At 64.4% G+C, this 21,033-nt stretch carries 23 protein-coding genes; all 23 read right to left on the bottom strand.

The window, feature by feature from the left end:
* Positions 1-7: 7 nt before the first annotated feature.
* The 23 genes from EOB49_RS08920 to flgF all read right to left on the bottom strand — a co-directional run bounded on the left by EOB49_RS08920 (position 8) and on the right by flgF (position 21,033).
* Complete coding sequence (locus EOB49_RS08920; protein WP_127322241.1) at positions 8-1,267, bottom strand: flagellar hook protein FlgE; 1,260 nt, start codon at positions 1,265-1,267, stop codon at positions 8-10.
* Between the two features lie 79 nt (positions 1,268-1,346).
* Positions 1,347-2,015, bottom strand: coding sequence for a response regulator transcription factor (locus EOB49_RS08915; RefSeq protein WP_013529780.1), 669 nt, complete (start codon positions 2,013-2,015; stop codon positions 1,347-1,349).
* A gap of 222 nt (positions 2,016-2,237) precedes the next feature.
* Positions 2,238-2,825 (bottom strand): transglycosylase SLT domain-containing protein, encoded by a 588-nt coding sequence (locus EOB49_RS08910; protein WP_050592657.1) that lies wholly within the window; start codon positions 2,823-2,825, stop codon positions 2,238-2,240.
* Positions 2,755-3,861: a flagellar hook-length control protein FliK gene (locus tag EOB49_RS08905; protein WP_245472596.1), complete on the bottom strand. Its 1,107-nt coding sequence runs from the start codon at positions 3,859-3,861 to the stop codon at positions 2,755-2,757. Before EOB49_RS08905 ends, EOB49_RS08910 begins: the two co-directional genes overlap by 71 nt.
* 272 nt (positions 3,862-4,133) lie before the next feature.
* On the bottom strand, positions 4,134-5,513 hold the full coding sequence (locus EOB49_RS08900; RefSeq protein ID WP_127380756.1) for a chemotaxis protein MotC: 1,380 nt from the start codon (positions 5,511-5,513) through the stop codon (positions 4,134-4,136).
* The gene (locus tag EOB49_RS08895) at positions 5,510-6,853 is read right to left on the bottom strand and encodes a MotB family protein (protein WP_127380755.1); all 1,344 of its coding nucleotides are present in this window, start codon (positions 6,851-6,853) and stop codon (positions 5,510-5,512) included. The genes EOB49_RS08900 and EOB49_RS08895 overlap by 4 nt, the downstream gene beginning before the upstream one ends.
* Complete coding sequence (locus EOB49_RS08890) at positions 6,850-7,476, bottom strand: hypothetical protein (protein WP_127270048.1); 627 nt, start codon at positions 7,474-7,476, stop codon at positions 6,850-6,852. Before EOB49_RS08890 ends, EOB49_RS08895 begins: the two co-directional genes overlap by 4 nt.
* A gap of 3 nt (positions 7,477-7,479) precedes the next feature.
* Entirely contained in the window at positions 7,480-9,126 is a 1,647-nt protein-coding gene (gene fliF / locus EOB49_RS08885; RefSeq protein WP_127380754.1) for a flagellar basal-body MS-ring/collar protein FliF, read from the bottom strand.
* Positions 9,127-9,258: 132 nt separating this feature from the next.
* Positions 9,259-10,323 (bottom strand): flagellin, encoded by a 1,065-nt coding sequence (locus EOB49_RS08880; RefSeq protein WP_127380753.1) that lies wholly within the window; start codon positions 10,321-10,323, stop codon positions 9,259-9,261.
* Positions 10,324-10,580: 257 nt separating this feature from the next.
* Positions 10,581-11,567 (bottom strand): flagellin, encoded by a 987-nt coding sequence (locus EOB49_RS08875; protein WP_127271439.1) that lies wholly within the window; start codon positions 11,565-11,567, stop codon positions 10,581-10,583.
* A gap of 198 nt (positions 11,568-11,765) precedes the next feature.
* Positions 11,766-12,497 (bottom strand): flagellar type III secretion system pore protein FliP, encoded by a 732-nt coding sequence (gene fliP, locus EOB49_RS08870; RefSeq protein ID WP_127290412.1) that lies wholly within the window; start codon positions 12,495-12,497, stop codon positions 11,766-11,768.
* Positions 12,494-12,988 carry a flagellar basal body-associated FliL family protein gene (locus EOB49_RS08865; protein ID WP_127380752.1) on the bottom strand — a complete coding sequence of 165 codons (495 nt, stop codon included), beginning with the start codon at positions 12,986-12,988 and terminating at the stop codon, positions 12,494-12,496. Before EOB49_RS08865 ends, fliP begins: the two co-directional genes overlap by 4 nt.
* A gap of 17 nt (positions 12,989-13,005) precedes the next feature.
* On the bottom strand, positions 13,006-13,713 hold the full coding sequence (gene flgH, locus EOB49_RS08860) for a flagellar basal body L-ring protein FlgH (protein WP_127380751.1): 708 nt from the start codon (positions 13,711-13,713) through the stop codon (positions 13,006-13,008).
* On the bottom strand, positions 13,710-14,300 hold the full coding sequence (locus EOB49_RS08855) for a MotE family protein (protein ID WP_164781628.1): 591 nt from the start codon (positions 14,298-14,300) through the stop codon (positions 13,710-13,712). Before EOB49_RS08855 ends, flgH begins: the two co-directional genes overlap by 4 nt.
* A 3-nt stretch (positions 14,301-14,303) precedes the next feature.
* Positions 14,304-15,545 (bottom strand): flagellar basal body P-ring protein FlgI, encoded by a 1,242-nt coding sequence (locus EOB49_RS08850; protein ID WP_127380749.1) that lies wholly within the window; start codon positions 15,543-15,545, stop codon positions 14,304-14,306.
* Positions 15,542-16,069, bottom strand: coding sequence for a flagellar basal body P-ring formation chaperone FlgA (gene flgA / locus EOB49_RS08845; RefSeq protein WP_127380748.1), 528 nt, complete (start codon positions 16,067-16,069; stop codon positions 15,542-15,544). Before flgA ends, EOB49_RS08850 begins: the two co-directional genes overlap by 4 nt.
* A 3-nt stretch (positions 16,070-16,072) precedes the next feature.
* On the bottom strand, positions 16,073-16,861 hold the full coding sequence (gene flgG, locus EOB49_RS08840) for a flagellar basal-body rod protein FlgG (protein WP_013529795.1): 789 nt from the start codon (positions 16,859-16,861) through the stop codon (positions 16,073-16,075).
* Between the two features lie 11 nt (positions 16,862-16,872).
* Positions 16,873-17,199, bottom strand: coding sequence for a flagellar hook-basal body complex protein FliE (locus EOB49_RS08835; RefSeq protein ID WP_127380747.1), 327 nt, complete (start codon positions 17,197-17,199; stop codon positions 16,873-16,875).
* Positions 17,199-17,615, bottom strand: a complete 417-nt coding sequence (flgC, locus tag EOB49_RS08830; protein ID WP_013529797.1) for a flagellar basal body rod protein FlgC — start codon at positions 17,613-17,615, stop codon at positions 17,199-17,201. The genes EOB49_RS08835 and flgC overlap by 1 nt, the downstream gene beginning before the upstream one ends.
* Before the next feature lie 2 nt (positions 17,616-17,617).
* Positions 17,618-17,998, bottom strand: a complete 381-nt coding sequence (gene flgB, locus EOB49_RS08825) for a flagellar basal body rod protein FlgB (protein ID WP_127257833.1) — start codon at positions 17,996-17,998, stop codon at positions 17,618-17,620.
* A gap of 79 nt (positions 17,999-18,077) precedes the next feature.
* Positions 18,078-18,917, bottom strand: a complete 840-nt coding sequence (locus tag EOB49_RS08820; protein WP_127380746.1) for a hypothetical protein — start codon at positions 18,915-18,917, stop codon at positions 18,078-18,080.
* Positions 18,904-20,307, bottom strand: coding sequence for a flagellar protein export ATPase FliI (gene fliI / locus EOB49_RS08815; protein ID WP_127380745.1), 1,404 nt, complete (start codon positions 20,305-20,307; stop codon positions 18,904-18,906). The genes EOB49_RS08820 and fliI overlap by 14 nt, the downstream gene beginning before the upstream one ends.
* Before the next feature lie 3 nt (positions 20,308-20,310).
* The gene (gene flgF / locus EOB49_RS08810; protein WP_127380744.1) at positions 20,311-21,033 is read right to left on the bottom strand and encodes a flagellar basal-body rod protein FlgF; all 723 of its coding nucleotides are present in this window, start codon (positions 21,031-21,033) and stop codon (positions 20,311-20,313) included.

Genomic DNA, 21,033 nt, shown 5'->3' with positions numbered 1-21,033 from the left:
GCCCGTCTTATCTCTTCAGGTTGACAAGGACGTCCATCAGATCGGAACCGGTCTGGAAGACTTTCGAATTGGCGGTGTAGCTGCGCTGCGCCGCGATCATGTTGGTCAGTTCTTCGGCGATGTCGACGTTGGAATTCTCGAGCGCGCCGGAGATGATGGAGCCGAGTTTGCCTTCATTGGCAAAGCCGACACGAACCGCGCCGGACTCGGTGCCCTGCGAATAGACGTTGCCGGGCAGCGCGGTGAGCTGGTCCGGGCTCTGCACGTCGGCCAGCGGAATCTTGTAGAGCGGCTTGGTCGAACCGTCCTTGTACTGTGCGTAGATGGTGCCGTCCTTGCTGATCTGGACCTTGTCGATGGTGCTCGGCGCGTTGCCGTTGACCTGGGCATCGGAAACCGTGAAGCCGGCGCCAAGCTGGGTCAGCGCAGACAGATCGAGATTGAGGGTGGCGCCGTTCGGTACGGTAAATGAAACGCCGGTGGGCGTGCCGGTGAGCTTGCCGGTGGTGGTGTCGAAGGTCAGGTTGGCCGAGCCCAGCAAGCCGCCAGCGGTGTAGGGGAACGATGTTCCAGCGGTGGCCTTCGACTGATCGAAGACCGCCACCTGCCAGGTGCCGGCGCCGGTGTTGGTGAAATAGACGTCGAGCAGCTTCTTGTTGCCGAGATTGTCGTAGGCGACCATCGAGGATTTCGACGTGTATTGCGCGGTCGCAGCGTTGGCGGCGGGCAGGTTGGCGGTCGCGACCGGTGTCGCGCCGGCCGGCAGGTTGCCGGCATAGCTGCCCTCGGTGCTCGGCGTTGCGGTCATTCCCTGGTCGGAGATGACAACCGGGACCAACCCCTCGAAGCCATTGACCGTCGCTGCCGGTACGCCGTTGTCGTAGCTGTACGCCATCAGCTGGAAGCCGGCCGAGTTGACAAGTCTGCCTTGACCGTCGGGAACGAAAGCGCCGGCCCGGGTCAGGTAGGGGGTGCCGCTCGGATCCTGGACGACAAAGAAGCCATCGCCGCTGACGGCAAGGTCGGAAACCGAGGTCGTGTACTGAAGCACACCCGGATCGCTGACCGCCTGGCGGATCGTCGTGGTGACGCCGCCGGAATTGTAGGCACCGCCGGTCGACGGCATGACCAGCGTCGAGAATTCGGCGGAGGAGCGCTTGTAGCCGGTGGTGTCGGAATTGGCGATGTTGTCGGCGACCGTCGATAGGCGGTTTGCCTGGGCGTTCATGCCGGAAACGCCGGTCCGCATCATTCCGTAGAGGCTCATCGAAACGTCTCCGCTGTGTCCATGCTGCTGGCTACGAGGCTACGCATGTTTTCTTGCGCGAGGCTGGCGCGGCGCTGCATCAGAAGACGAGCCGGTAGCCGAGGAAACGCTTGGAATCGATCGGGTCGGTGCCCAGCTTCTCGCGCAGCTTCTTGCGCAGTTTGCTGATGTGGCTTTCCACCACGTTCTCCTCGACCTCTTCGTCGAAGATGCCGTAGATGGCGTTGAAAACCTGGGTCTTGGTGACACGGCGCCCGCGATTGCTCGCCAGATATTCGAGGATGCGGCGTTCACGGCGCGGCAGGGGGAGGGGCTGACCGTCGATCTCGGGGTCGCGGCCGTCCATGAAGATGCGCATGGCGCCGATCTCGGTGTAGGCGACGTCTTCCTGGGCGCGGCGGCGGATGGCGGTGATGCGGGCCAGGATCTCGCGGATATGGACGGGCTTGCGAATGACGTCGTCGACGCCGCTCTCGAACAACCGGAGCGTGTTCTCCAGCGAATGCTGTTCGCTAAGCGCAATCACCGGGGCGCCGGTGCGGTCGCGGATCTGGCGCGGAGAGATGGAACCCTCGCGGCAGTCGCCGATGAGGAAGGCCCTGACCGAGCGCAGATCGGTGTCGGCGGCCGAATTCACCCACTCACCGAATTCGCCGGATGCAAAGCCTGCACAGGCGATGCCCTCACGATCGAAAAGTGAATTGTATCCCTCTGTTACGAGCTCGCGCTCGTCAACGATCACAATCATCGGCCCCGCCTTCCGAATCAAATCATTTGCCCCGTGAAGAGAGGCGTATCCGCTGGCGGGAATCCTGAACAACCGTCATTTCTTGTAGCTAGTTTCTTGGGAGTCTGGAATCGTTTCGGTTGCATTAGCGGGCGGCCAGATGTGCTTTCGGCGGCAAGTTCTGACCAAGTCAAACCAACAATTCGGGTTGTACGGTTTGTCTATTAGTAACGGGAAATGCGCTTACGGGTTGCAGAATCCGCGGGCGTTCGCGGTCCATTTTCCAAAGCCGGTGGCGACCATGTTGGCAATGACGCGGCAGACATAGATCTTCTGCGCCGGGTCGTTGTCGGGACCGGCATGATAGCGGGCCACGGCCATAGACCAGGTCTCGTGACGGGCATGAAGGCTGGCCAGGAAGCGCGCCGCATAGTCGACGTTCTGGCGTGGGTCGAGCATGTCCTCGACGCTGCGAAAATGCGATGCGTGGTAGTGGTGATTGATCTGCATGCAGCCCAGATCGATCAGGGTCTTGCCCTCGCGCCGGGCATTGGCGAAGGCGGCAAGGGCCTCGGTCCGGCTCCTCGGAAAGACTGCTTTTCCTTCTATATTCAAGGCATTGGGTTGAAGGCTGCCCTTGTTTCCGGTCTCCGTCAGGCCAACGGCATAGAGGATGCCGGCGGGTACGCCATAACGATCGGCGGCGCGCAGGATCTCCGGCTCGCAGGGATTGGCCGCGGCTGCGGCGGCGTTTGCCGCGCTAGATAAAGATATCGCCGCCAGCGCGCTCGCGAGCAGGCGAAGTGCCGCGGCCGTAGTCCTGCGCGTCATCGTTGCGTTTCCCTGAGGATTGCTGGCCCGGTTGCTGGCCGCCGGCTCCACCATTGCCGCTGCCCGAATTCCCCGGTTGAAAGGAAGCTGGATCGCGGCCTGTCGCCGCCGCCATAGGAGCGGTTGCATCCGCCCGGGTTGTAGCGGGAACTGCTACCGAAGGTTGCAGTATCGTGACCTTGTCAACCTCGAAGCCGAGCCCCCGCAGCGACTTGACGATGGCCTCGCTGTCGGCCGACAGCCGACGATAAGCGTCGTGCGTTTCAGGCTTCATCTCAATCGAAAGTTGTTCCCCGGAGAGGCGAAGATTGGCCGTCACCATGCCGAGTTCGGCGGGGTGGAGTTCGATCTTCAACACATGTGTCGGAACGGCAACAGAGCTGGCCAGATGGGCGGACGTGGGTGAGGCTGAAAGCGCCTTTTGCGGCCCGGCGTCGGCGGCTATGGCGTTGATCACATTGAGGGCTGCCTGGCTGATGGGACTCTGCGGCGGTGCGGGGAAGCTCCGTTCCGAGACGACGTCGATGCGCGCAGTGGACAGGGACTGTTTTCCCGCTTCTGGACGCATCAAGGACTGGACATCCTCGATGCTCTTCATCGCATTCGCGGTGTGCTTCGACCGCACGCCGGGCACATCGGCAGCCGGCGCGTCCGGCAGCTTCTGGGCCGCCGCCGCGGCGTCGCGTTTTGGCGCGCTGGAGGCAGCGCTCAGTGACTGACCGTCAAGCGCCGTCAAAGGTCCGTCGACGATCGACGCCTGCTCCGGCTTCGACATGGTTTCGAGTGCTTCGCGTCCGCCCGCGGCTTTTGGCCGGTAGGTCTTTGGCAGTGAAGCCTGCCCATCGAGCGCCGGGTCCGACGGATTCTCGCCGGTGGCCGTATTGCCCCCGGCTGCCTTGGCCGTTGTCGAGAAATGCCGCAGGTCATGAAACGCGATCAGCAGCGGCAGGTCGTCCTGAAGCGGCCCGGCGTCCGGCACCGTCTCTTCAGCGTCGGCCTTCGCGTTTGCTTCCAAATCGTCCTTGCCGGTTTTCACGTTTGCCACTTTGGCCGAGATGGTCCTTGCGGGCTCGGCCGATGCTGGTTCGGCCTTGGCGTCATGCCCGGCAAGGCCGGCAGCGAGCTTGCTCCAGCGCTGGTCGCGCGATCCCGCCTCTGTCGACGGCTGCCGTTCCGGGCGGGCAGCACCGGCATCGTCGCGCAGCATCTTGCCGAAGCCGGCGTCATCGTTCCTGCCGTTCGCGGCCGGCTGCTCCGACGTCGCGCGCGTGGAGGCAAATCCCGGCAAGGCCGAGCCGAGGCTGGTGGTCATTTGGGGGCGGCTCCAAGCATCTGGTCGATCAGGTCGAGCTGTCGACGTGTTCTGGTCATGGCGGCGTCGGTCGGATCTGCGGGCTCTGGAGCGGCTGCGGGTGACGGTGCCGACGCCGGCATGACAGTCGCAGGGTCGGCGGATGCCGCTGCTGCCATGTCCGGCGCATTGGCGGCTGGTCCGCCGGACGCCGCGGTGACGGCGGGTTGCTCCGAGATGGCGCCTTCGACCGGTGGCAGGCCACTGTCATCGGCGCCTTGCGCCGTGGCGATCTCGGGCACCGGCTGCGCCGCGGCGGCAGGAACTGGGGCAGGCTTTTCCGCCGGAAGGGCGGTGGGCGGCGCGACGACCTCGCCGGCAATGGCCTGCGCGGCGTCGAGCAAAGCGCGGTCGCCTTCCGACAGCCGGCTGCGGTCGATCTTGCCGAGCTTGGCACGAACGTCCTCGATTGTACCCGAGGTGACGGTGGAAAGGCTGGCATAGAGCAGGGCGCGTGGATCGTCCTGATTGGTGTTGCCGTCGCGGCCTTGTTCCGCCCGCGCCGAAGCGAAGGCCGACAAGTCGTTCAGGCCGTCTATCGCGGCCCGGCGGGCGATGCGCAGATAGATCACCTTCTCGCGCTCGGGATCCATCATCGAGGTGATGTCGCCCAGCTTGTCCTGGCTGATCGACATGTGCAGCGCGATGACGCCGGAGACGAAGGAGTCGGCGAACTGGCTGGCATAGGGCGAATAGAGGTAGCGCTCGACATATTGGGTGGAAGCAAGGGCGAAGCGTGCCGCGTCGCCTTGCGCGACTGCAAGGCCGACCGAACGGCGAAGTGCCGCTTCCTCGACCAGCGTGCCGGGGCTGAGCAATCTTGCCTCGTCGAGCAGACGGAGTGCGGTCGCCGGCTGATCACCGGCAAGCAGTGAGCCTTTGACCAAAGCGAGGAAGGCGCCGAGATCCGGAGGCAGCGCCATGGGATCGATCGGCCTCAAGGCTTCGATAGCCTCGCCGGGCCGGCCGTTGAGGTAATCAATCACGCCTTTGGCGATGGCAAGGCTTTGCGGATCCGTCGTGGCGCGCGACGTGGCCGCTTCGACGGTCACCGGGTTGCCGCCGCTCATGCCGTAGACAAGCAGAGCTCGAAAGTTCTTGGGATCCTCGTAGTCCTCGGCATTCGCCGCCCGCAGGCGCGCATCCGCCATCTCCAGCAGCTTGGCTTGCATCGGCAGGGCGGCATGATCGCCGGCGGCTATGCGGTCCTGGATGAGTTGCAGCGAGCGCACCAACTGATACGGCTGCAGCGTATCCTGGGCGAACCCGGCCGACGGGTGTCCGCCGGCCAGCAGCAACAGACCAATCAACCGGCGGGTGACGGCCACTCGCTTCATCCGCCGGTCGCCATCAGGATCTCGATGCGACGGTTCGCGGCCGCCAATGGATCGGCTGCTATTTTCGGCTGGCGGTCGGCGAAGCCGGCGACCTCGGTGATGCGGCGTTCGTCGACGCCGCCGCGCACGAGCATGTAGTAGGCGGAATGCGCGCGCGCCGTCGACAGCCGCCAATTGTCGTAGCTGTCGCCGCGGAACGGCCGGGCATCGGTGTGGCCGTTGATGCTGATGGTGCCCTTCTGGCTGTTGATGATGCGGCCGATCTTCTCCATCGCCAGCACCAGTTCGCGTCTCGGCAATGCCGAGCCGACCTCGAACATGCCGAAGTCGAGCTGATCGGTGATCGAGATGACGATCCCCTTGTCGGTGGCTTCGACCGAGACGCCGTCGTGCAGCTTGTCGCCGGGCTTGAAGGCATCGGCCAGCTGCCGCTTGACGTCGGCAGCTGCCTTGACGGCAGCCGCGGTTGGCGCCTTCTCGCCGATGTCGGGCTTGGCGGCCTTTTGCGCCTCAGGCTCTGCCTTGGCTGCGTCGGCGACCGTGGTGCCGTCCGGTTTGGTCTCGCCGGCCATTGCCGTGGCAGGGTTCGCGGCCTGCTTGCCGGTCGCGTCCTTGGCCAGCGGCTCAAGCGGTGAGGCCGCGACAGGCGGCACGGCTTTGACTTTGAGCACTTTCGTTTCGGCGGTCTTGTCGCCGGGCTTGGCCGGATCGCCCTCGATCTTCGTGCGCTCGGCGCTGGCTTCGGCGCCGGGCGCCGCTACCTGCTGCGACCAGAAATCCGGCTCGAAGGGATCGCGGTAGGAGGCGCCACCGGAGGCGCCGGTAGCCGGGCCGGCAGCCTGCACGCCGCCGTCGCCTTTCTGGCTGACATTCTGCATGACGCCGGTATCCGCGGCGATTTCCGAAAGCACCGCGTAGGGGTCGGCGAAGAGATGGTCGTCGGAGCGTTCCGCCTGCTGCGGCTCCTGCTTGTCCTGCTTGCGGTCCGACGCGCCCGCGCCGGCATTGCCGTTCTGTCCGGCTTTGCTGGTCGCCTCTTGCGGATCGTCTGCCGTCAGCCCCATGGCGCGCGGTCCGTCGCCGAGATCCTCCAGGCCCTTGCGGCTCGAATTGCGGTCGACCAGCTTGACCGGGTTGAAGTAGCTGGCGACGGCTGCCTTGGTCTGCTCGTTGGCGGCGTTGATCAGCCACATGACCAGGAAGAAGCACATCATGGCCGTCATGAAGTCGGCGAAGGCGATCTTCCAGACGCCGCCATGGTGGGCCTCGTCATGGTCGTCATGGCTGCGCCGCACGATGATGATCTCGTGGCGGCCGTGGTCGGCGTCTGCGACGCTCATGCCAGGACCTCCGAGAGGACCGTCGACCATTCGGCCATGCGCGTCTCGAACACCGCCTCGTCGATGGCGACGGTCAGGTCGAAGCCTGGCGCCTCGACAAAATCGAGATTGGCGGCGCGGGGTCCGAGCGACGCCTTCAGTGTTTCGAACATCGAGAGCGGGCCGCGCACGACGATGCGCACCGCTTCGGCATCGCCGACCGCTTCGCGGATGGCGCCGGCCAATGCCTCGATCGAACGTTTCTGCAGATCGTCGCTGACGATGCCGCCGATGATGCGGGCGACCGTGGCGGCGACAAGTCCGGTGACGCGCGCCTCCATGGCATCGATGCGCAACGAGACCGCCTTGCCGACATCGTCGCCGAGGCTTTCGAGAAATATCCTTGCTTCCTCGGCATTGGCCTGGCGTTCGGCTTCGAGCGCGGCGTCATGTGCAGCCGACAGGCGGACCTCCAGCGCTGCCTCCGCCTGGGCAACCGCCTCGGCGATCAGCGTGCCGATATCGGCCTGCGGCGCCGGCGTCTCGGGCTTGTGTTCGGGATCGATTGCTGCCCGGGACTGGCCGGCACGTTGCGCGCGCGTCCCGAAATCAGGCAAAAGGTCGAAGAGGGCTACGGAAGGCATGGTTTACACCGCCACTTCCTGGGCAGCCCATTTGCGCAGGATCTGCGCGGTGCGCTCCTCGTTGAGGTCGACCATCCTTGCAAGCCTGTCCTGCGGCGCCGGCCGGATCTTCTGGCGAAGATCGTCGAGCGGCGTGGGGCCTGGGCGTGTGCCTGGCAAGGTCCCAATCGCGGCACTGTCGGTAGCCGCCATTGCCTCCGGCGTCGGCAGCGAGCGCTGGACGTCGTCGAAGCTGGGACCTGCCAGGGCCGGAGTAGCCTTTGCCGTCAGCGCCGCGGCCATCGGCCTCAGGCCGAAGAAGGCGACCAGGAACACCACGACGATGAAGGCACCGGCATTGATCATCGTGCCGGCATGCTGGCCGATCGAATCGAGCATTCCCGCCTGCGGGATCGCCTCGCCATCCAGGCCGTCGATGAACTCGACCGCCGAGACGTCGATGATGTCGCCGCGCTTTTCGTCAAGGCCGGTAGCGGACGTGACCATCTTCTGGATCTCGGCGACGCGCTTGGCGATCTGCTCCGGCGTGGCGTCCTTGCCGAGGATGGCCGTCAGCCGTTGCTGATTGACGACCACGGCAATCGACATCTTGGTGACGGTGTAGCCGTTTGAGACCGTGGCGATCTTCTTGGAATTGATCTCGTAGTTGGTGATCTCTTCCCTGCGGTCGTTCTGCGAGGAGGATTGCGGACCATCGGTGGCAATTGCCTGGGTCTCGGGCAGGTTCTGCTCGACGCTGGCCGGAGTGGAAGCCTGCTTCTGGTTGTTGTTCTCGTTGGCCCGCACCGACTGCACCGAGCGTTCGACGCGGGAATTCGGATCGAAGATGGTCTCTTCCGTCTGGCGGGTGTCGGTGTTGACCTCGGCCTTGACGCTGGCGCGGAAATTGTCGGGGCCGAGATAGGCCGTCAGCGCACGGCGGATGTTGTCTCCGATCTGCGCCTCGACGGTCTGCTCGACGCCGAGCGTGCGGGCGGCGCTGGTGTTGGAAGGATCGTCGCCGGCGGCCAGCAGATTGCCGCTGGAATCGAGAACAGTCACCTTGTCTGCCGACAGGCCGGGAACGGCGGCGGCGACGAGATGGCGGATCGACATGGCGCTCTTCTCGGCGTCGATGCCGGCGTAGCGGATGACCACGGAGGCCGAGGGCTGCTGCTCGTCGCGGCGGAAATTGGCCCGTTCTGACATGACGATGTGGACCCGCGCAGCCTTGATGCCCGATATGGACTGGATGGTGCGGGCGATCTCGCCTTCCAGCGCGCGCACGCGGGTGATCTGCTGCATGAAGGAGGTGAGGCCGAGCGAGCCGACATTGTCGAACAATTCGTAGCCGGCATTGGCGCTGGTCGGCAGGCCCTTTTCGGCAAGCAGCATGCGGGCCTGAGCGGTGGTGCCGGCCGGCACCAGAACCGAGGTTCCATCGGCGCCGACATCGAAGCCGATGCCGGCTTCGCCCAGCACCAGGCCGATCTGGTTCACGTCGGCGCGGTCTAGTCCCACATAGAGCGTGTCATAGGCGGGGCGGTTGAGATAGACCGAGGCGATGCCGATGACGCCCATCACCAGAACGGCGATGCCCGCCAGCATGGCGAGGCGCTTCACGCCAAACCCGCGGAGATTCGAGATGATGCTCTGGATCTGTTCCGGCACGGTTCAACGACTCCCAGCATGATTGTCCGCCGGAACTCTAGTCTTCGAAGCTTGTGCGAAAATGAAATCGGGCCGCGCTGGCGGCGCGGCCCGATTATCTGTTGGAAAGGACGGCGCCGGTGGCGCCCGTGATCAGCTCTTGAACAGAGACAGGATCGACTGCGAGGCGCTGTTGGCGATCGACAGCGCCTGGACGCCGAGCTGCTGCTGAACCTGCAGTGCCTGGAGCCGGGTCGATTCCTTGTTCATGTCGGCATCGACAAGCTGGCCGACGCCGCGGTCGATGGAGTCCATCAAACTCTGGGTGAACGTCTTCTGCAGGTCGATGCTGCTCTTGGCCGAACCGAGGATGGTGGCGGAGTCGGTCAGCTGGGCCATGACGTTATCGATCCTGTTCACCATCTGCGTGATGATGTCGTCGGTAATGCCTGGTGCCGTGATATCGAGGTTGTAGGCGGAGATATTGTCCACCTTGGCGACCGCTCCCGCCGCCGTCTGGCCGGCGGTGTTCGCGGCGATGTCCGTTCCTCCGCCCGCGATCACGCCCGCATAGGCGTTGTCGTACAGGGTCTGGGCGGCGCCCGTGGAATAAACGGACGTCTGGCGATCGAGCGTGCCGTAATTCTTCACGTCCGTGGCCAGGCCATAATCGAAAAGCTTGGTGCTCTCGACATCGATATCGATCGTCCCGATCGAGATGGCGCCGGATGAGGAACGATTGAATGAGGACACGATCTGGGAATCGGGCTGGACGCCGTCATTGGCGGCCGCAACCTGCTTTGAGGTCACCGCCAGGAAGTTCGAGCCTGAAAAGGTGGCCGCATCGGCGAACGACTTCATCTGCGCCTGAAGCGCTTTGATCTCGGTCTGCGTCTTTGCCTTGGCTGCGTCCGTCTGGCCGACGGTCGAAAGCAGCTTGGTCTTGATCTGGCCGATCGTTGTCAGCACATTGTTCATGCCGGTGTAGGCGGTGTCGACTTTCGAGGCGCCGAGGCCGAGTGCATCCTGCACCGTCGACAGGGCCTGGTTGTCGGAGCGCATCGTGGTGGCGATCGACCAGTAGGCCGCGTTGTCCGAAGCTTGCGAGACACGGTAGCCCGTCGATATGCGGGCCTGTGTCTGCTCGAGTGACTTGTTGGTGGCGCTGAGGCTTTGAAGCGCGGTTAACGCCGCGGCGTTGGTCATGATACTCGCCAAGAAAGTCGCTCCTTCTCAAAGGCCGGCATGCTCAGACATGCCGGATAGGCCTGCTTCAACCGTGGTATCGTGCCAGTAGGGCCGATTCGCCAACCGTTGTAAGCTATTGGTTAACCATAATTAGCGGGACATGGTTAACAGCCTGTTAAACGCGGCCTTTCGAGAGTTAACGACAGAGCGTTGCGCGCGGTCCGAGCAAACGAAATCGGGCCGCGCTTTTGGCGCGGCCCGATTTTAGTGCAAGTTGGCGGATGCGATTAGCCGCGGAAGAGCGACAGGATCGACTGCGACGAACCGTTGGCGATCGACAGCGCCTGGATGCCGAGCTGCTGCTGGACCTGCAGGGCCTGGAGACGGGTCGATTCCTTGTTCATGTCGGCATCGACGAGCTGGCCGACACCGCGATCGATGGAGTCCATCAGGTTCGAGGTGAAGGTCTTCTGCAGGTCGATACTGCTCTTGGCGGCGCCGAGCGTGGTGGCGGCGTTGGTCATGGCCTTGAGCGCGGCATCGACGACGTTCATCTGCTGCGCGATCTGGCTATCGCTGGCGGCCGTGCCACCCGAGAAGATAGTCAGCGAGGCAACCGAATAGGTGTCGGTAACCGCTGCGGCAGCGCCCAACGTCGGTGCCGAGGCCGTGGCAACAGCAGCGCCCGTGGTGCCGAGGCGGGCCGTGTCGAGAATGCCCTTGGCGGTTGGTGCCGCGCCGGCATCGTACAGCTTGATGCTTTCCACATTGACATCGATCGTGGAGATCGAAGCCGCGCCGGTCGCGTCGCGGTTGAAGGCCGAAACAATCTTCACGTCGGCCGCGGTGCCTGTCGCAGTGGACACCGAAAGCATGTTGGTGCCGGAGAAGGTGGCGCCATCGGCGTAGGCCTTCAACTGGTTCTGAAGGGCGGCGATTTCGACCTGGGTCTTTTCCTTGGAGGCGTCCGTCTGGCCGTAGGACGCGACCAGCTTGGTCTTGATCTGGTTGATCGTATCGATCGCGCTACTCATGCCGGTATAGGCTGTGTCGACCTTAGAGGCGCCGAGGCCGAGAGCGTCCGAAACGGTGGACATTGCCTGGTTGTCGGAGCGCATCGTGGTGGCGATCGACCAGTAAGCGGCGTTGTCCGAAGCCTGCGAGACCTTGTAACCGGTCGAGATGCGGGCCTGGGTGTCGGTGAGGGATTTGCTGGTGGCGTTGAGGCTCTGCAGGGCCGTCAATGCGGCGCTGTTCGTCATGATGCTGGACATGGTACTCGGACCTTGATTTTACAGGTATTTTTTACATACCGGCTCTACCGGTATGACGGTGCGGCATCATGCCCATGATCTCTCAAAATCGATCACCCGCCATCTGCGAGCGAATATGCGGGCAAGTCCCTACCAAAGGGCTAAACCGGACGGTTAATCGAAAATATATTGCTGGGATTTCGAGCCGGCGCCGCAGGGTCAGTTGAAGGAGCGCACCAGGCTGCCGACAAGCAGGTTCCAGCCGTCGATCAGGACGAAGAACAGGATCTTGAACGGCAGCGACACCACTGTCGGCGGCAGCATCATCATGCCCATCGCCATGGTGATGGTGGCGACGATCAGGTCGATGACCAGGAATGGCAGCACGATCAGGAAGCCGATCTCGAAACCGCGCCGGATCTCCGAGATCATGAAGGCCGGCACCAGGATGCGCAGGTCGACGGTGTCACGCGAAACGGTCTGTCCGCGCTCGCGGGCAAGGTCGGCGAAGAGGTCGAAATCCTTGTCACGCACATTGTGCAGCATGAAGGTGCGGAACGGGTCTGAAATCTTGTCGAAGGCTTCGGTCTGGGTGATCTGGTTGTCCATCAGCGGCTTGACGCCGGTGTTCCAGGCCTGATCGAAGGTCGGCGCCATGACATAGAAGGTCATGAACAGCGATAGCGAAATCAGGATGAGGTTCGCCGGTGTCGACTGCAGGCCGATTCCGGCGCGCAGGATCGAGAAGGCGATGACGAAACGGGTGAAGCTGGTCACCATGATCAGCAGGCCTGGCGCCACCGACAGAACGGTCAGCAGGCCGAACATCTGGATGATGTAGCCTACGGTGGTGCCGTCAGCCTTGCCGATGCCGCCGAGATCGAGTTGCTGGGCCGTCGCGATGGAGGTGGCGGCCGCGATCATGGCCGTGGCGAGAAGGAACTTTCTCATTCGAGCAGCAATGTCCTGATGAGTACCTGTTTGGCGTGACCCTGGCTGCGGATCGCGGCGCGTTCTTCGAGGTCGGCCTTCAGGTGCTGGTAGCCGCTGGCCCCCTCGATCTGATGCATCTTCAACGTGCGCACCAGGGCCAGAAGGTCCTGGTGGATGTCATCAGACATTGCCTGTGGCTGCGGCGCGTCATAGACGATGGACACCTCCATCCTGATCCATGTGCCGGCAGGCGAGGCGATGTTGGTGGTGATCGGCGCCAGCACGACCAGTGTCGGCCCCACCGCTGGCTGCTCGGCAGAAGCCGGCTGCTCCGTCTTGCCTTCATTCTCGGGCGCCGCCGGTACCGACGACGGTGCATCGACACCTTTGAGATAACCGCCGGACATCCACCCCATGCCGATGGCGGCCGCCGTCACAACCAGCAGCATGCCGGCCTGGATGGCAGGGGAGGGACCCTTGCGCTGTTGGACCTGTTCGATATTTGCCACGGCGCCCTGCTCCGATCCTAGAACGGAAGCACCTGGTCGAGAATCTGCTGGCCGTAGGCAGGCTGCTGGACCTCGGTGATGCGACCGCGTCCGCCGTAGGAGATGCGGGCCTCGGCGATACGTTCGTAGGGGATGGTGTTTTCGGCGCCGATATCGGCCGGCCGCACGATGCCGGCGAGCGTCAGCACCCTGAGCTCGGCGTTGACGCGCACTTCCTGCGATCCGGTGATCATCAGATTGCCGTTGGGCAGCACATCGGTGACGATCGCCGCGACATTGAGCTCAAGTGTCTCCGAGCGCTTGATCTCGCCGTCGGCAGTCGTGTCCGTGGTGGAGCTGAGAGCCCCAGCGCCCTTGCCGGCTGTGCTCCACTGGTCCCACTGCGCGCTGAGGTCGTAACCGAGCTTGCGATTGGCGGTGCGGCTCCTGTCGTTCTGGTTCTTGAAGTTGGCCCGATCGTTGATCTTGATCTTGACCGTCAGGATGTCGCCCTGGGACAGCGCCCGCGGGTCGGTGAACAGCCGGCTCTGGCGGTCGTCCCACAACGAGAATTTCTTGACTGGCGCGGGCGGCGTTTGCGGATAGCGATAGAGGGAGCCGGTACTGCCGCCATCGATGCCGGAGCCGACCGGGGACAGAGCCGGCTCCCTGCCGACCTCCTTGAGGTTGGTTCCGCAACCCGACAGCACGGTGACCGCGCACAGGACAAGTATTTTCCGGATCATGACGGATCTACCCTTCGGGCTGCGCTGGCCATAATGCCGGTGAGCGTCGCCGCCGCCTTCTGGTCCATTTCGTTGAGGATGACGCTCGCCTTGCGTGAATCGAGCTGCATCAATATGGCCGCAGCCAGATCGGCGTTAACGATGGCCAGCCGCTCGGCGGCGGCGTCGGGCTTCATGCCGGCGTAGATCTGGACGACGCCGTCCTCGGCCCGGGCCAGGAAAACCTCGCGCCGCTTCAGCCAGGTCTCGTATTCAGCTTTCTTTGCATCGAGAGCTTTCATGCGCTCGTCAATGCCGGCCTGGAGCTGCTTCAGTTCCTGCGCCTGCAGGACATAGCGGCGGTCGCGGGCGGCGTCGGCGATGTTTGAGCAGAAGCGCTCGATCTCGCTTTGGTCCGGCGCCTTTTCCCGCGTCAATTGCTGCCGCGCCGCTGCCACCGGTGCCCCCGGCAGGACCTGGCGGACCGTCTCCTCGCCGCGCGCAGTGTCGCCGGCAAAGGGCAGCGTCGCGAGAATAGCGGTCGCGAGCAGGATCGCGGCTTTGCGGTGTCTGCCGTCATGGCGTGGGAAGGAGCGCGTCATCGGCATCGCCTATTGCAGAACCAGGTCGGCCTGCAGAGCCCCGGCCGACTTGATGCCCTGCAGGATGGCAATGATGCCGTCAGGCTTGACGCCGAGGCGGTTAAGACCGGAAACGAGGGTCTGGAGATCGGGTCCGTCCAGCACGGCAACGCGGGCGTCGGGCCGGCTGGCGTCGATGGCTGTGAACGGTTCGACGGCGGTCTCGCCCTTGGAGAAGGGCTCGGGCTGGACGACGCGCGGCGCTTCGGTGATGCGCACGGTGAGCGTGCCGTGGCTGATGGCCACACGTGAGATCTTGACGTCATTGCCGATGACGATGGTGCCGGTGCGCTCGTCGATGACGACACGGGCCGGCGTGTCGGATTCGACCACCAGATTCTCGATTTCGGCATAGAAGCGCGCCGCCGAGACACCCTTCGGCCTTCTGATCTGCACGGTGCGAGAATCGCGCTCGGCCGCCACCCGCATGCCGAAGCGCTGGCCGGTGTAGTCGTTGATGGCGTCCGCGATGCGGATAGCGGTCGAGAAATCGGGATTGCGCAGTTGCAGCGTCAGGATCGCCTGATCGTCGAATTCGGCCTGGACAGCACGCTCGACGATGGCGCCGTTCGGCACGCGGCCGGAGGTCGGCACGCCTTGCGTCAGCTGCTCGGCCTGTCCCTGGGCGGTAAAGCCGGACACGATGACCGAGCCCTGGCCGACGGCATAGATCTCGCCGTCCGCCGCCTTCAGCGGCGTCATGATCAGCGTGCCGCCGGAAAGCGAGGTCGCGTCGCCCATCGAGGAGACGTCGATGTCGATGCGTGCGCCCGATTGCACGTAGGGCGGCATGTTGGCGGTGACGATGACGGCGGCGACATTCTTGGCGCGCGCACTGCCGCCTTCGGTGGCGATGCCGAGATTTTCGAGCATCGCGCGGATCGACTGTTCGGTGAATGGCGAGTTGCGCAGGCTGTCGCCCGATCCGGCAAGGCCGATGACCAGGCCGTAGCCGACGAGCTGATTGTCGCGCGAACTCTGCAGCTGGGCGATGTCCTTGATACGCGAGGCGACCTGGCCCGGCGGCAGCGAACTCGGCCCGGTCGAAACCCGGAACATGCGGCTGGTGGTGGCCGGATCATATTCGGGATCGTTGTAGACGCCGCCATTCTTGGCGGCGAGCTCGCGCTTGGCCTTCGACGTCAGGCCGTCGGCCAGCGCCGGCTGCAGGCCAAGCACGGCTGCCAGCATCAGGGTAAGCCCGCGCATCATGACGCGCTGACCTGGATGGTTCCGTCCGCCATCACCGTGCCGGACAGGATTTTGCCGCTGTCGATGTTGCGAACCTTGACGAGGTCGCCCGGGGCTCCCGGCTGCAGCGTCACGGCGGTGGCCGAGATCGTCAGCCCGCCGGCGATGAAGAAAATCTGCACGGAAGCACCCTGTTCGACCAGCCAGGCCTCGCGGATGGCGGTGGAAGGAATGTAGCGGCCGGGCAGCAGCGTGCGCTTGGCGACTTTGCCATCCAGTTCTTCGGCCCGCGTGGCGACCGCCTCCGGCTTGTGCTTGCCAACGACAAGGGTGACCTGTTTCAGGGCAGCCAGGTTGATGGTCTCGCCGGGATAGATTACCCGGCTCGGAATAAGCACCACCTCGCCGCCAGCTTGATTGCTGGCGATCCGGGTGGCCGATTGGTTGGCCGACTCCTGGGCAAAAGCCGGCATCGTGCCGGTCACCAGCGCAAGGATGAGCGCGGTGCGGCGGAATGCGGACAGAAGGCCGGGCGTCGACATCATGCGTTACCTGATGTTCTTGGAGACCACGGAGGCCATGTCGTCGGCGGCCTGGATGACCTTGGAGTTCATCTCATAAGCGCGCTGCGCCGAGATCAGCTCGGTGATTTCCTTGACCGGGTCGACGTTGGAGGCTTCGAGATAGCCCTGCTGGATGGTGGCAAAGCCGGGATCGCCCGGCACGCCGACATTCGCCGGCCCCGAAGCCGTGGTTTCCTGGAACAGATTGTCGCCGAGCGGCGCCAGGCCGGCCTCGTTGGCGAAGTTGGCGATCTGAAGCTGCCCGAGGTTCTGCAGGTCGGTCTGGCCGTCGATGCGGGCGAAGACCTGGCCGGTCTTGTTGACGATGACCTCGACGGCATCCACGGGAACATTGATTGCCGGAATGACGGCAGCGCCGTCGACCGTCACGAGTTGGCCGGTGGCGTTGGTGTTGAGAGCTCCGGCGCGGCTGTAGAGCGTGCCGCCGTCGGCACCCTCGATCTGAAACCAGCCCCTGCCGGTCAGCGCCAGGTCGAAACTGTTGCCGGTGCTGGTCAGTTCGCCCTGGGTGTGCACGTTGCGCACGGCCGTCGTCTTGACGCCGAGGCCGATCGAGACGCCCTCCGGCACCAGCGAGGCGTTGGAGCGGTTGGGCACGCCCTGCGTGCGGTCGACCTGATAGAGCAGGTCGGAGAATTCGGCACGGGCGCGCTTGTAGCCGGTGGTGTTGATGTTGGCGATGTTGTTGGCGATGACTTCCAGATTTGTCTGCTGGGCATTCATGCCGGTGGCGGCGATGGCGAGTGCTTTCATGGCGGAATTCCTCAGATGCCCATTCGACTGACTTCGAGATAGGCGGAAACCACCTTGTCGCGGATGGCGACGGCGGTCTGAAGCGCCTGCTGCGCGCTCATCACCGCGTCGACCACCTGGCGGGTGTCGGCGTCGCCCTTGAGCGCCTGCATCGATACCTGCTCGGCATTCTGCATCGTGTCGACGGTCTTGGAGGCTGCCTGGCTCAGCGCCTCGGCAAAGGAGGTGCCGACATTGCCGCCGGCCGAGGGTGTCGCGCCGCCCTGGAGCAGGCTTGTCGCCGTGTCATCGCCGCCGATCGACGGCTTGAACTGAAGGGCTCCGATACCGTTGATCATTACTGGTTCCTCATCAGGTCGATGGTCATGGAAATCAGGTCACGGGCCTGCTTGACGACCTGAAGGTTGGCCTCGTAGGAGCGGTTGGCCTCGGTCATGTCGGCCATTTCGATCAGCACGTTGACGTTGGGCATCTTGACGTAGCCCTTCTCGTCGGCTGCCTCGTTGCCGGGCTGGAACTCGACTGGAAAGTCGCTGGGGTCTCGATCGATCGAATTCACTGCAACGGTTGAGCTGCCGGAGGCCCGGTCAAGCTCGGAGACGAAGCTGATGGTCTTGCGGCGATAAGGATCGGAGCCGGGCGCGGTGCCGGTCGACTGGGCGTTGGCGAGGTTTTCGGAAACCACGCGCAGGCGCTCCGACTGGGCGCCGAGGCCGGATGCTGCGACTTTGAGGGCTGCGGTCAGTGCGTCCATGGTCAGCTCTTCACCGCCATCATCATCATCGTATGAAACGCCTTGACGATCGCCGTGTTGAGCTCGAAGGAGCGGCGCACCTCGCCGGCTTTCAGCAACTGGTCTTCCAGCACGACGGAGTTCTTGGACGGCATGACGACGCCATCATCCTCCTGCGGCTTGATGGTGAAGCCGGCATTGGTCGCTGCATTGCCGAGATGGCCGGCCTGGGTGGCCTGCAGCGATACGGCAGCGCGGTCGAGCACCTTTTCGAATGGCTCGACGTCGTTTGCCGTATAACCTGGCGTGTTGGCATTGGCGATGTTGCCGGCGACTGCCGACTGGCGCACGGCCAGCCATTGCGCTTGCTTGGCGGCGAGGTCGAAAAGGGAAACGGGCTCCATGGGAATCTCCGAGCAGGTACCCAGAGACTAGGCCGCCAGTCTTGCGCGGGCCTTGCGGATGGCGGGAGCCGGAGATCGTTTATCTGGAGAGTTCGATCACCCGGTCGGCACTGGTGACCATGACCCATTTGCCGTTGCGCTGCTCGATGGAGGACACCTGACTGGAGTCAGGCAGTATCGAGCCGCGCTGGACGATCCAGAGGCCAGCATCGTCCTGGATCATGGCACGGCCGTTAGCGACATGAACCATGCGGAATTTCGCCGCGTCGGCCGGAAACGGTTGCTCGTCGGGTGCGGCTGCGGGATTGGCGTCGTCCCGCACCGTCCCCGTGGCAAGAAGATCGAGATTGGCCGCGGGAATATCCTTTGCCGTCAGCGGCGCGCTGCGTTCCGCCACCACGCCGCCGCCCGCTCGCCCGGAATTGGAGCCGGTGCCGCCGAACTTCATCGCCTGGACGCCAAACTGGTCCTGGTTGAAGAAGATGTACCAGGGAAACAGGGCGCAGATCAGGCCGAGCGTGATGCCGAGCGCGGCTATGACGAAATCGCTGCGTCGGTCGGACTTCTTCTTCAGTCGGGGAAACGGTGCCTTTGGCGGCTGCGGCCATTCGGTGCGCGGGAACAGCCCGTCGATCAGCGAGTCGCGGCTGGCCTGCGTCATCTCGGCAGCCACCGCCTGGGGAGCCCGGGGCAGAGCGGGTTCGACGGGCCTGGCCAGATCAGGATCGGCTTTGCCAGCCCGTGGCAGGATTGGCTTGACGGCTCTGGCCAGAACGGCCTCGGCTTTGGCTGCGATGGCACGGGCAGCCTTTGCCTTGGCGGTTCTCGTTTCGTCAGCCTCGGCTTGCTCCGCGGCATTAGCCTCAGCGATCATGTCGCGCAGGATGCGCTCGGTATATTCGCGTTCAGTCTCCGGCATCGGCGTTCAGCTTGCTCTTGAGATGGCGGGCGAGATCGGAGAATGGGTCGGCCGACGGGCGATCCTTCGGCGCTTGCGTCAGCGCCTCATAGATCAGCGGCACCTGGCGCACGGCGATGTCGAGTTCGGCATCGACGCCGCCCTGATAGGCCCCGAGCAACCGGATATCGCGCGTGTCCTCGAAGCGCGAGATCATCGACTTCAGCCTTGTCACCAGCGCGCGCTGTTCGACGCTCCAGGCCTTTCCGGCCAACCGCGATATGGACGACAGCGGGTTGACGGGGGGATAGCGACCCTGTTCGGCGATCGCACGGTCGAGCATGACATGGCCGTCGAGGATGCCGCGCACGGAATCGGCGACCGGGTCGTTGTGGTCGTCACCGTCGACCAGCACGGAAATGATGGCGGTGATCGATCCTTTGCCTTCCCCGCCCGGCCCGGCGCGTTCGAGCAGCTTGGGCAGTTCGGTGAACACCGAGGCCGGATAACCGCGCGCGACCGGCGGCTCGCCGGTTCCCGTCGCCACCTCACGCAGGGCGTGGGCGAAGCGGGTGATCGAATCCAGAACCAGCAAAACGCGATGCCCCTGGTCGCGAAAATGCTCGGCGACGCGCATGGCGGTGTCCGGCGCACGCCGGCGCATCATGGCGCTTTCGTCGCTGGTGGCGACGACGGCGACGGTCTTGGCCATGCTGTCGCCGATCGTGTCCTCGAGGAATTCACGGACTTCTCGGCCGCGTTCGCCGATGAGCGCCACCACGACGGTATCGAATGCGTCGGCGCCGGCGAGCATGGCGAGCAGCGTCGACTTGCCGACGCCGGAGCCGGCAAAGATGCCAAGGCGCTGACCGAAACAGAGCGGCGTGAAGATGTCGATGACCTTGACGCCGGTCATGAAGGCAGTGCCGACGCGTTGCCGCGCCATGGCTCCCGGCGTCGTCGGGGCGCCGCGCGATGTGTCGTCTCCCCGGGCGAGCGGCGGGCCGCCATCGATCGTCCTGGTGAGTGCGTCGATGGTGCGGCCGCGCCACGAGGCATGCGGCGCCACCACGAGCGGACCTCGGCGGAAAACGGCATCACCGATGCCGGAATCGGCGCTGCGTTCGAAGGGTGCCACGACGGCCTCGTCGCGGCCGATCTTGACGATCTCGCCGCGCCGCGCACCGGCATCGCCGCGCTGCTCGACGATGTCGCCCAGCCTGGCGAAGCCGGAAAGGCCGTGCACCTTGTAGTGCGTGGGCGTGACTTCGATGACGCGGCCGCCGCGCTTGAGCAGCGCCTCGGCGTCGGCGAAACGCCGCCAGACCCGTTCCAGCGCGGCAAGCCGGTCTTCCGGCGCCGGCTGGAGTTGTCTTTCGAGTGCGCGCAGGGATGGCTGGTCGAGCGACATGGATTATTTCGAGCCGAGCGTCTTGATCGCCTCGTCGGTGGAGGAGTCGGTCTGCCGCATCAGGGCGGCGGTGTTCTCGAAGGCGCGCTGGACCATGATCAGCCTGGTGATCTCCAGCACCGGATTGACATTGGACTCTTCGAGAAAACCCTGGGCGACGCCGATATCCGAGCGATCGGTGACAGGCTCCGGGGTGCGTGCCGGAACGATGCCGGAATTGCCGTAGCGGACGAAGTTCGGGCCTGGGTCGAAATTGTAGAGACCGATCGAGCCGACAAGCTGATCGTTCTGGCGCAACGAACCATCGGCCCCGGCCTTGGGTGGGCCGTTGCGGGGATCAAGCTGGATCGGCGAGCCGCCGGCATCGAGCACCGGGTGGCCCTCGATCGACATCAACTCGCCGTTCTCGTTCATCGAAAAGCGGCCGTCGCGGGTCATGACGGTGCCGACCGGCGTCTCTATGGCAAACCAGGCATCGCCCTGGACGGCGAAATCGAAGGGATTTCCGGTCTCGCTCAAGGCACCATGGGCGCCGGAAAGGTAGGTCTTGCCCGGGGAGGCGAAGGATACCGATTTCTGCCCGGTGCCGGAGACGACGTCCTCGAACTTCACGCCGGTGGCGCGAAAGCCGATCGTCGAGGCATTGGCGACGTTGTCGGCGATGGTGTCGAGGCGCCGCTCGAGCGCGATCTGCGACGAAAGGGCGACGTACAGGCTGTCCCGCAT

This window comes from Mesorhizobium sp. M7A.F.Ca.MR.148.00.0.0, assembly GCF_003997735.1.
Taxonomy (GTDB): domain Bacteria; phylum Pseudomonadota; class Alphaproteobacteria; order Rhizobiales; family Rhizobiaceae; genus Mesorhizobium.
Note: the sequence above shows the minus strand (reverse complement) of the source record. Positions and strands in the feature narration are given on the sequence as shown.

Excerpts from the sequence above, each read along its gene's own strand:
- flgH (WP_127380751.1), bottom strand. The coding sequence starts at position 13,713 with ATGATCCGGAAAATACTTGTCCTGTGCGCGGTCACCGTGCTGTCGGGT.
- flgB (WP_127257833.1), bottom strand. The coding sequence starts at position 17,998 with ATGGAGCCCGTTTCCCTTTTCGACCTCGCCGCCAAGCAAGCGCAATGG.
- fliI (WP_127380745.1), bottom strand. The coding sequence starts at position 20,307 with ATGTCGCTCGACCAGCCATCCCTGCGCGCACTCGAAAGACAACTCCAG.
- EOB49_RS08855 (WP_164781628.1), bottom strand. The coding sequence starts at position 14,300 with ATGCCGATGACGCGCTCCTTCCCACGCCATGACGGCAGACACCGCAAA.
- EOB49_RS08820 (WP_127380746.1), bottom strand. The coding sequence starts at position 18,917 with ATGCCGGAGACTGAACGCGAATATACCGAGCGCATCCTGCGCGACATG.
- EOB49_RS08920 (WP_127322241.1), bottom strand. The coding sequence starts at position 1,267 with ATGAGCCTCTACGGAATGATGCGGACCGGCGTTTCCGGCATGAACGCC.
- flgF (WP_127380744.1), bottom strand. The coding sequence starts at position 21,033 with ATGCGGGACAGCCTGTACGTCGCCCTTTCGTCGCAGATCGCGCTCGAG.
- EOB49_RS08900 (WP_127380756.1), bottom strand. The coding sequence starts at position 5,513 with ATGAAGCGAGTGGCCGTCACCCGCCGGTTGATTGGTCTGTTGCTGCTG.
- EOB49_RS08915 (WP_013529780.1), bottom strand. The coding sequence starts at position 2,015 with ATGATTGTGATCGTTGACGAGCGCGAGCTCGTAACAGAGGGATACAAT.
- EOB49_RS08910 (WP_050592657.1), bottom strand. The coding sequence starts at position 2,825 with ATGACGCGCAGGACTACGGCCGCGGCACTTCGCCTGCTCGCGAGCGCG.
- flgG (WP_013529795.1), bottom strand. The coding sequence starts at position 16,861 with ATGAAAGCACTCGCCATCGCCGCCACCGGCATGAATGCCCAGCAGACA.
- EOB49_RS08835 (WP_127380747.1), bottom strand. The coding sequence starts at position 17,199 with ATGATCAACGGTATCGGAGCCCTTCAGTTCAAGCCGTCGATCGGCGGC.
- EOB49_RS08895 (WP_127380755.1), bottom strand. The coding sequence starts at position 6,853 with ATGAGCGTCGCAGACGCCGACCACGGCCGCCACGAGATCATCATCGTG.
- EOB49_RS08890 (WP_127270048.1), bottom strand. The coding sequence starts at position 7,476 with ATGCCTTCCGTAGCCCTCTTCGACCTTTTGCCTGATTTCGGGACGCGC.
- flgC (WP_013529797.1), bottom strand. The coding sequence starts at position 17,615 with ATGGACGCACTGACCGCAGCCCTCAAAGTCGCAGCATCCGGCCTCGGC.
- flgA (WP_127380748.1), bottom strand. The coding sequence starts at position 16,069 with ATGATGTCGACGCCCGGCCTTCTGTCCGCATTCCGCCGCACCGCGCTC.
- EOB49_RS08850 (WP_127380749.1), bottom strand. The coding sequence starts at position 15,545 with ATGATGCGCGGGCTTACCCTGATGCTGGCAGCCGTGCTTGGCCTGCAG.
- EOB49_RS08875 (WP_127271439.1), bottom strand. The coding sequence starts at position 11,567 with ATGTCCAGCATCATGACGAACAGCGCCGCATTGACGGCCCTGCAGAGC.
- fliP (WP_127290412.1), bottom strand. The coding sequence starts at position 12,497 with ATGAGAAAGTTCCTTCTCGCCACGGCCATGATCGCGGCCGCCACCTCC.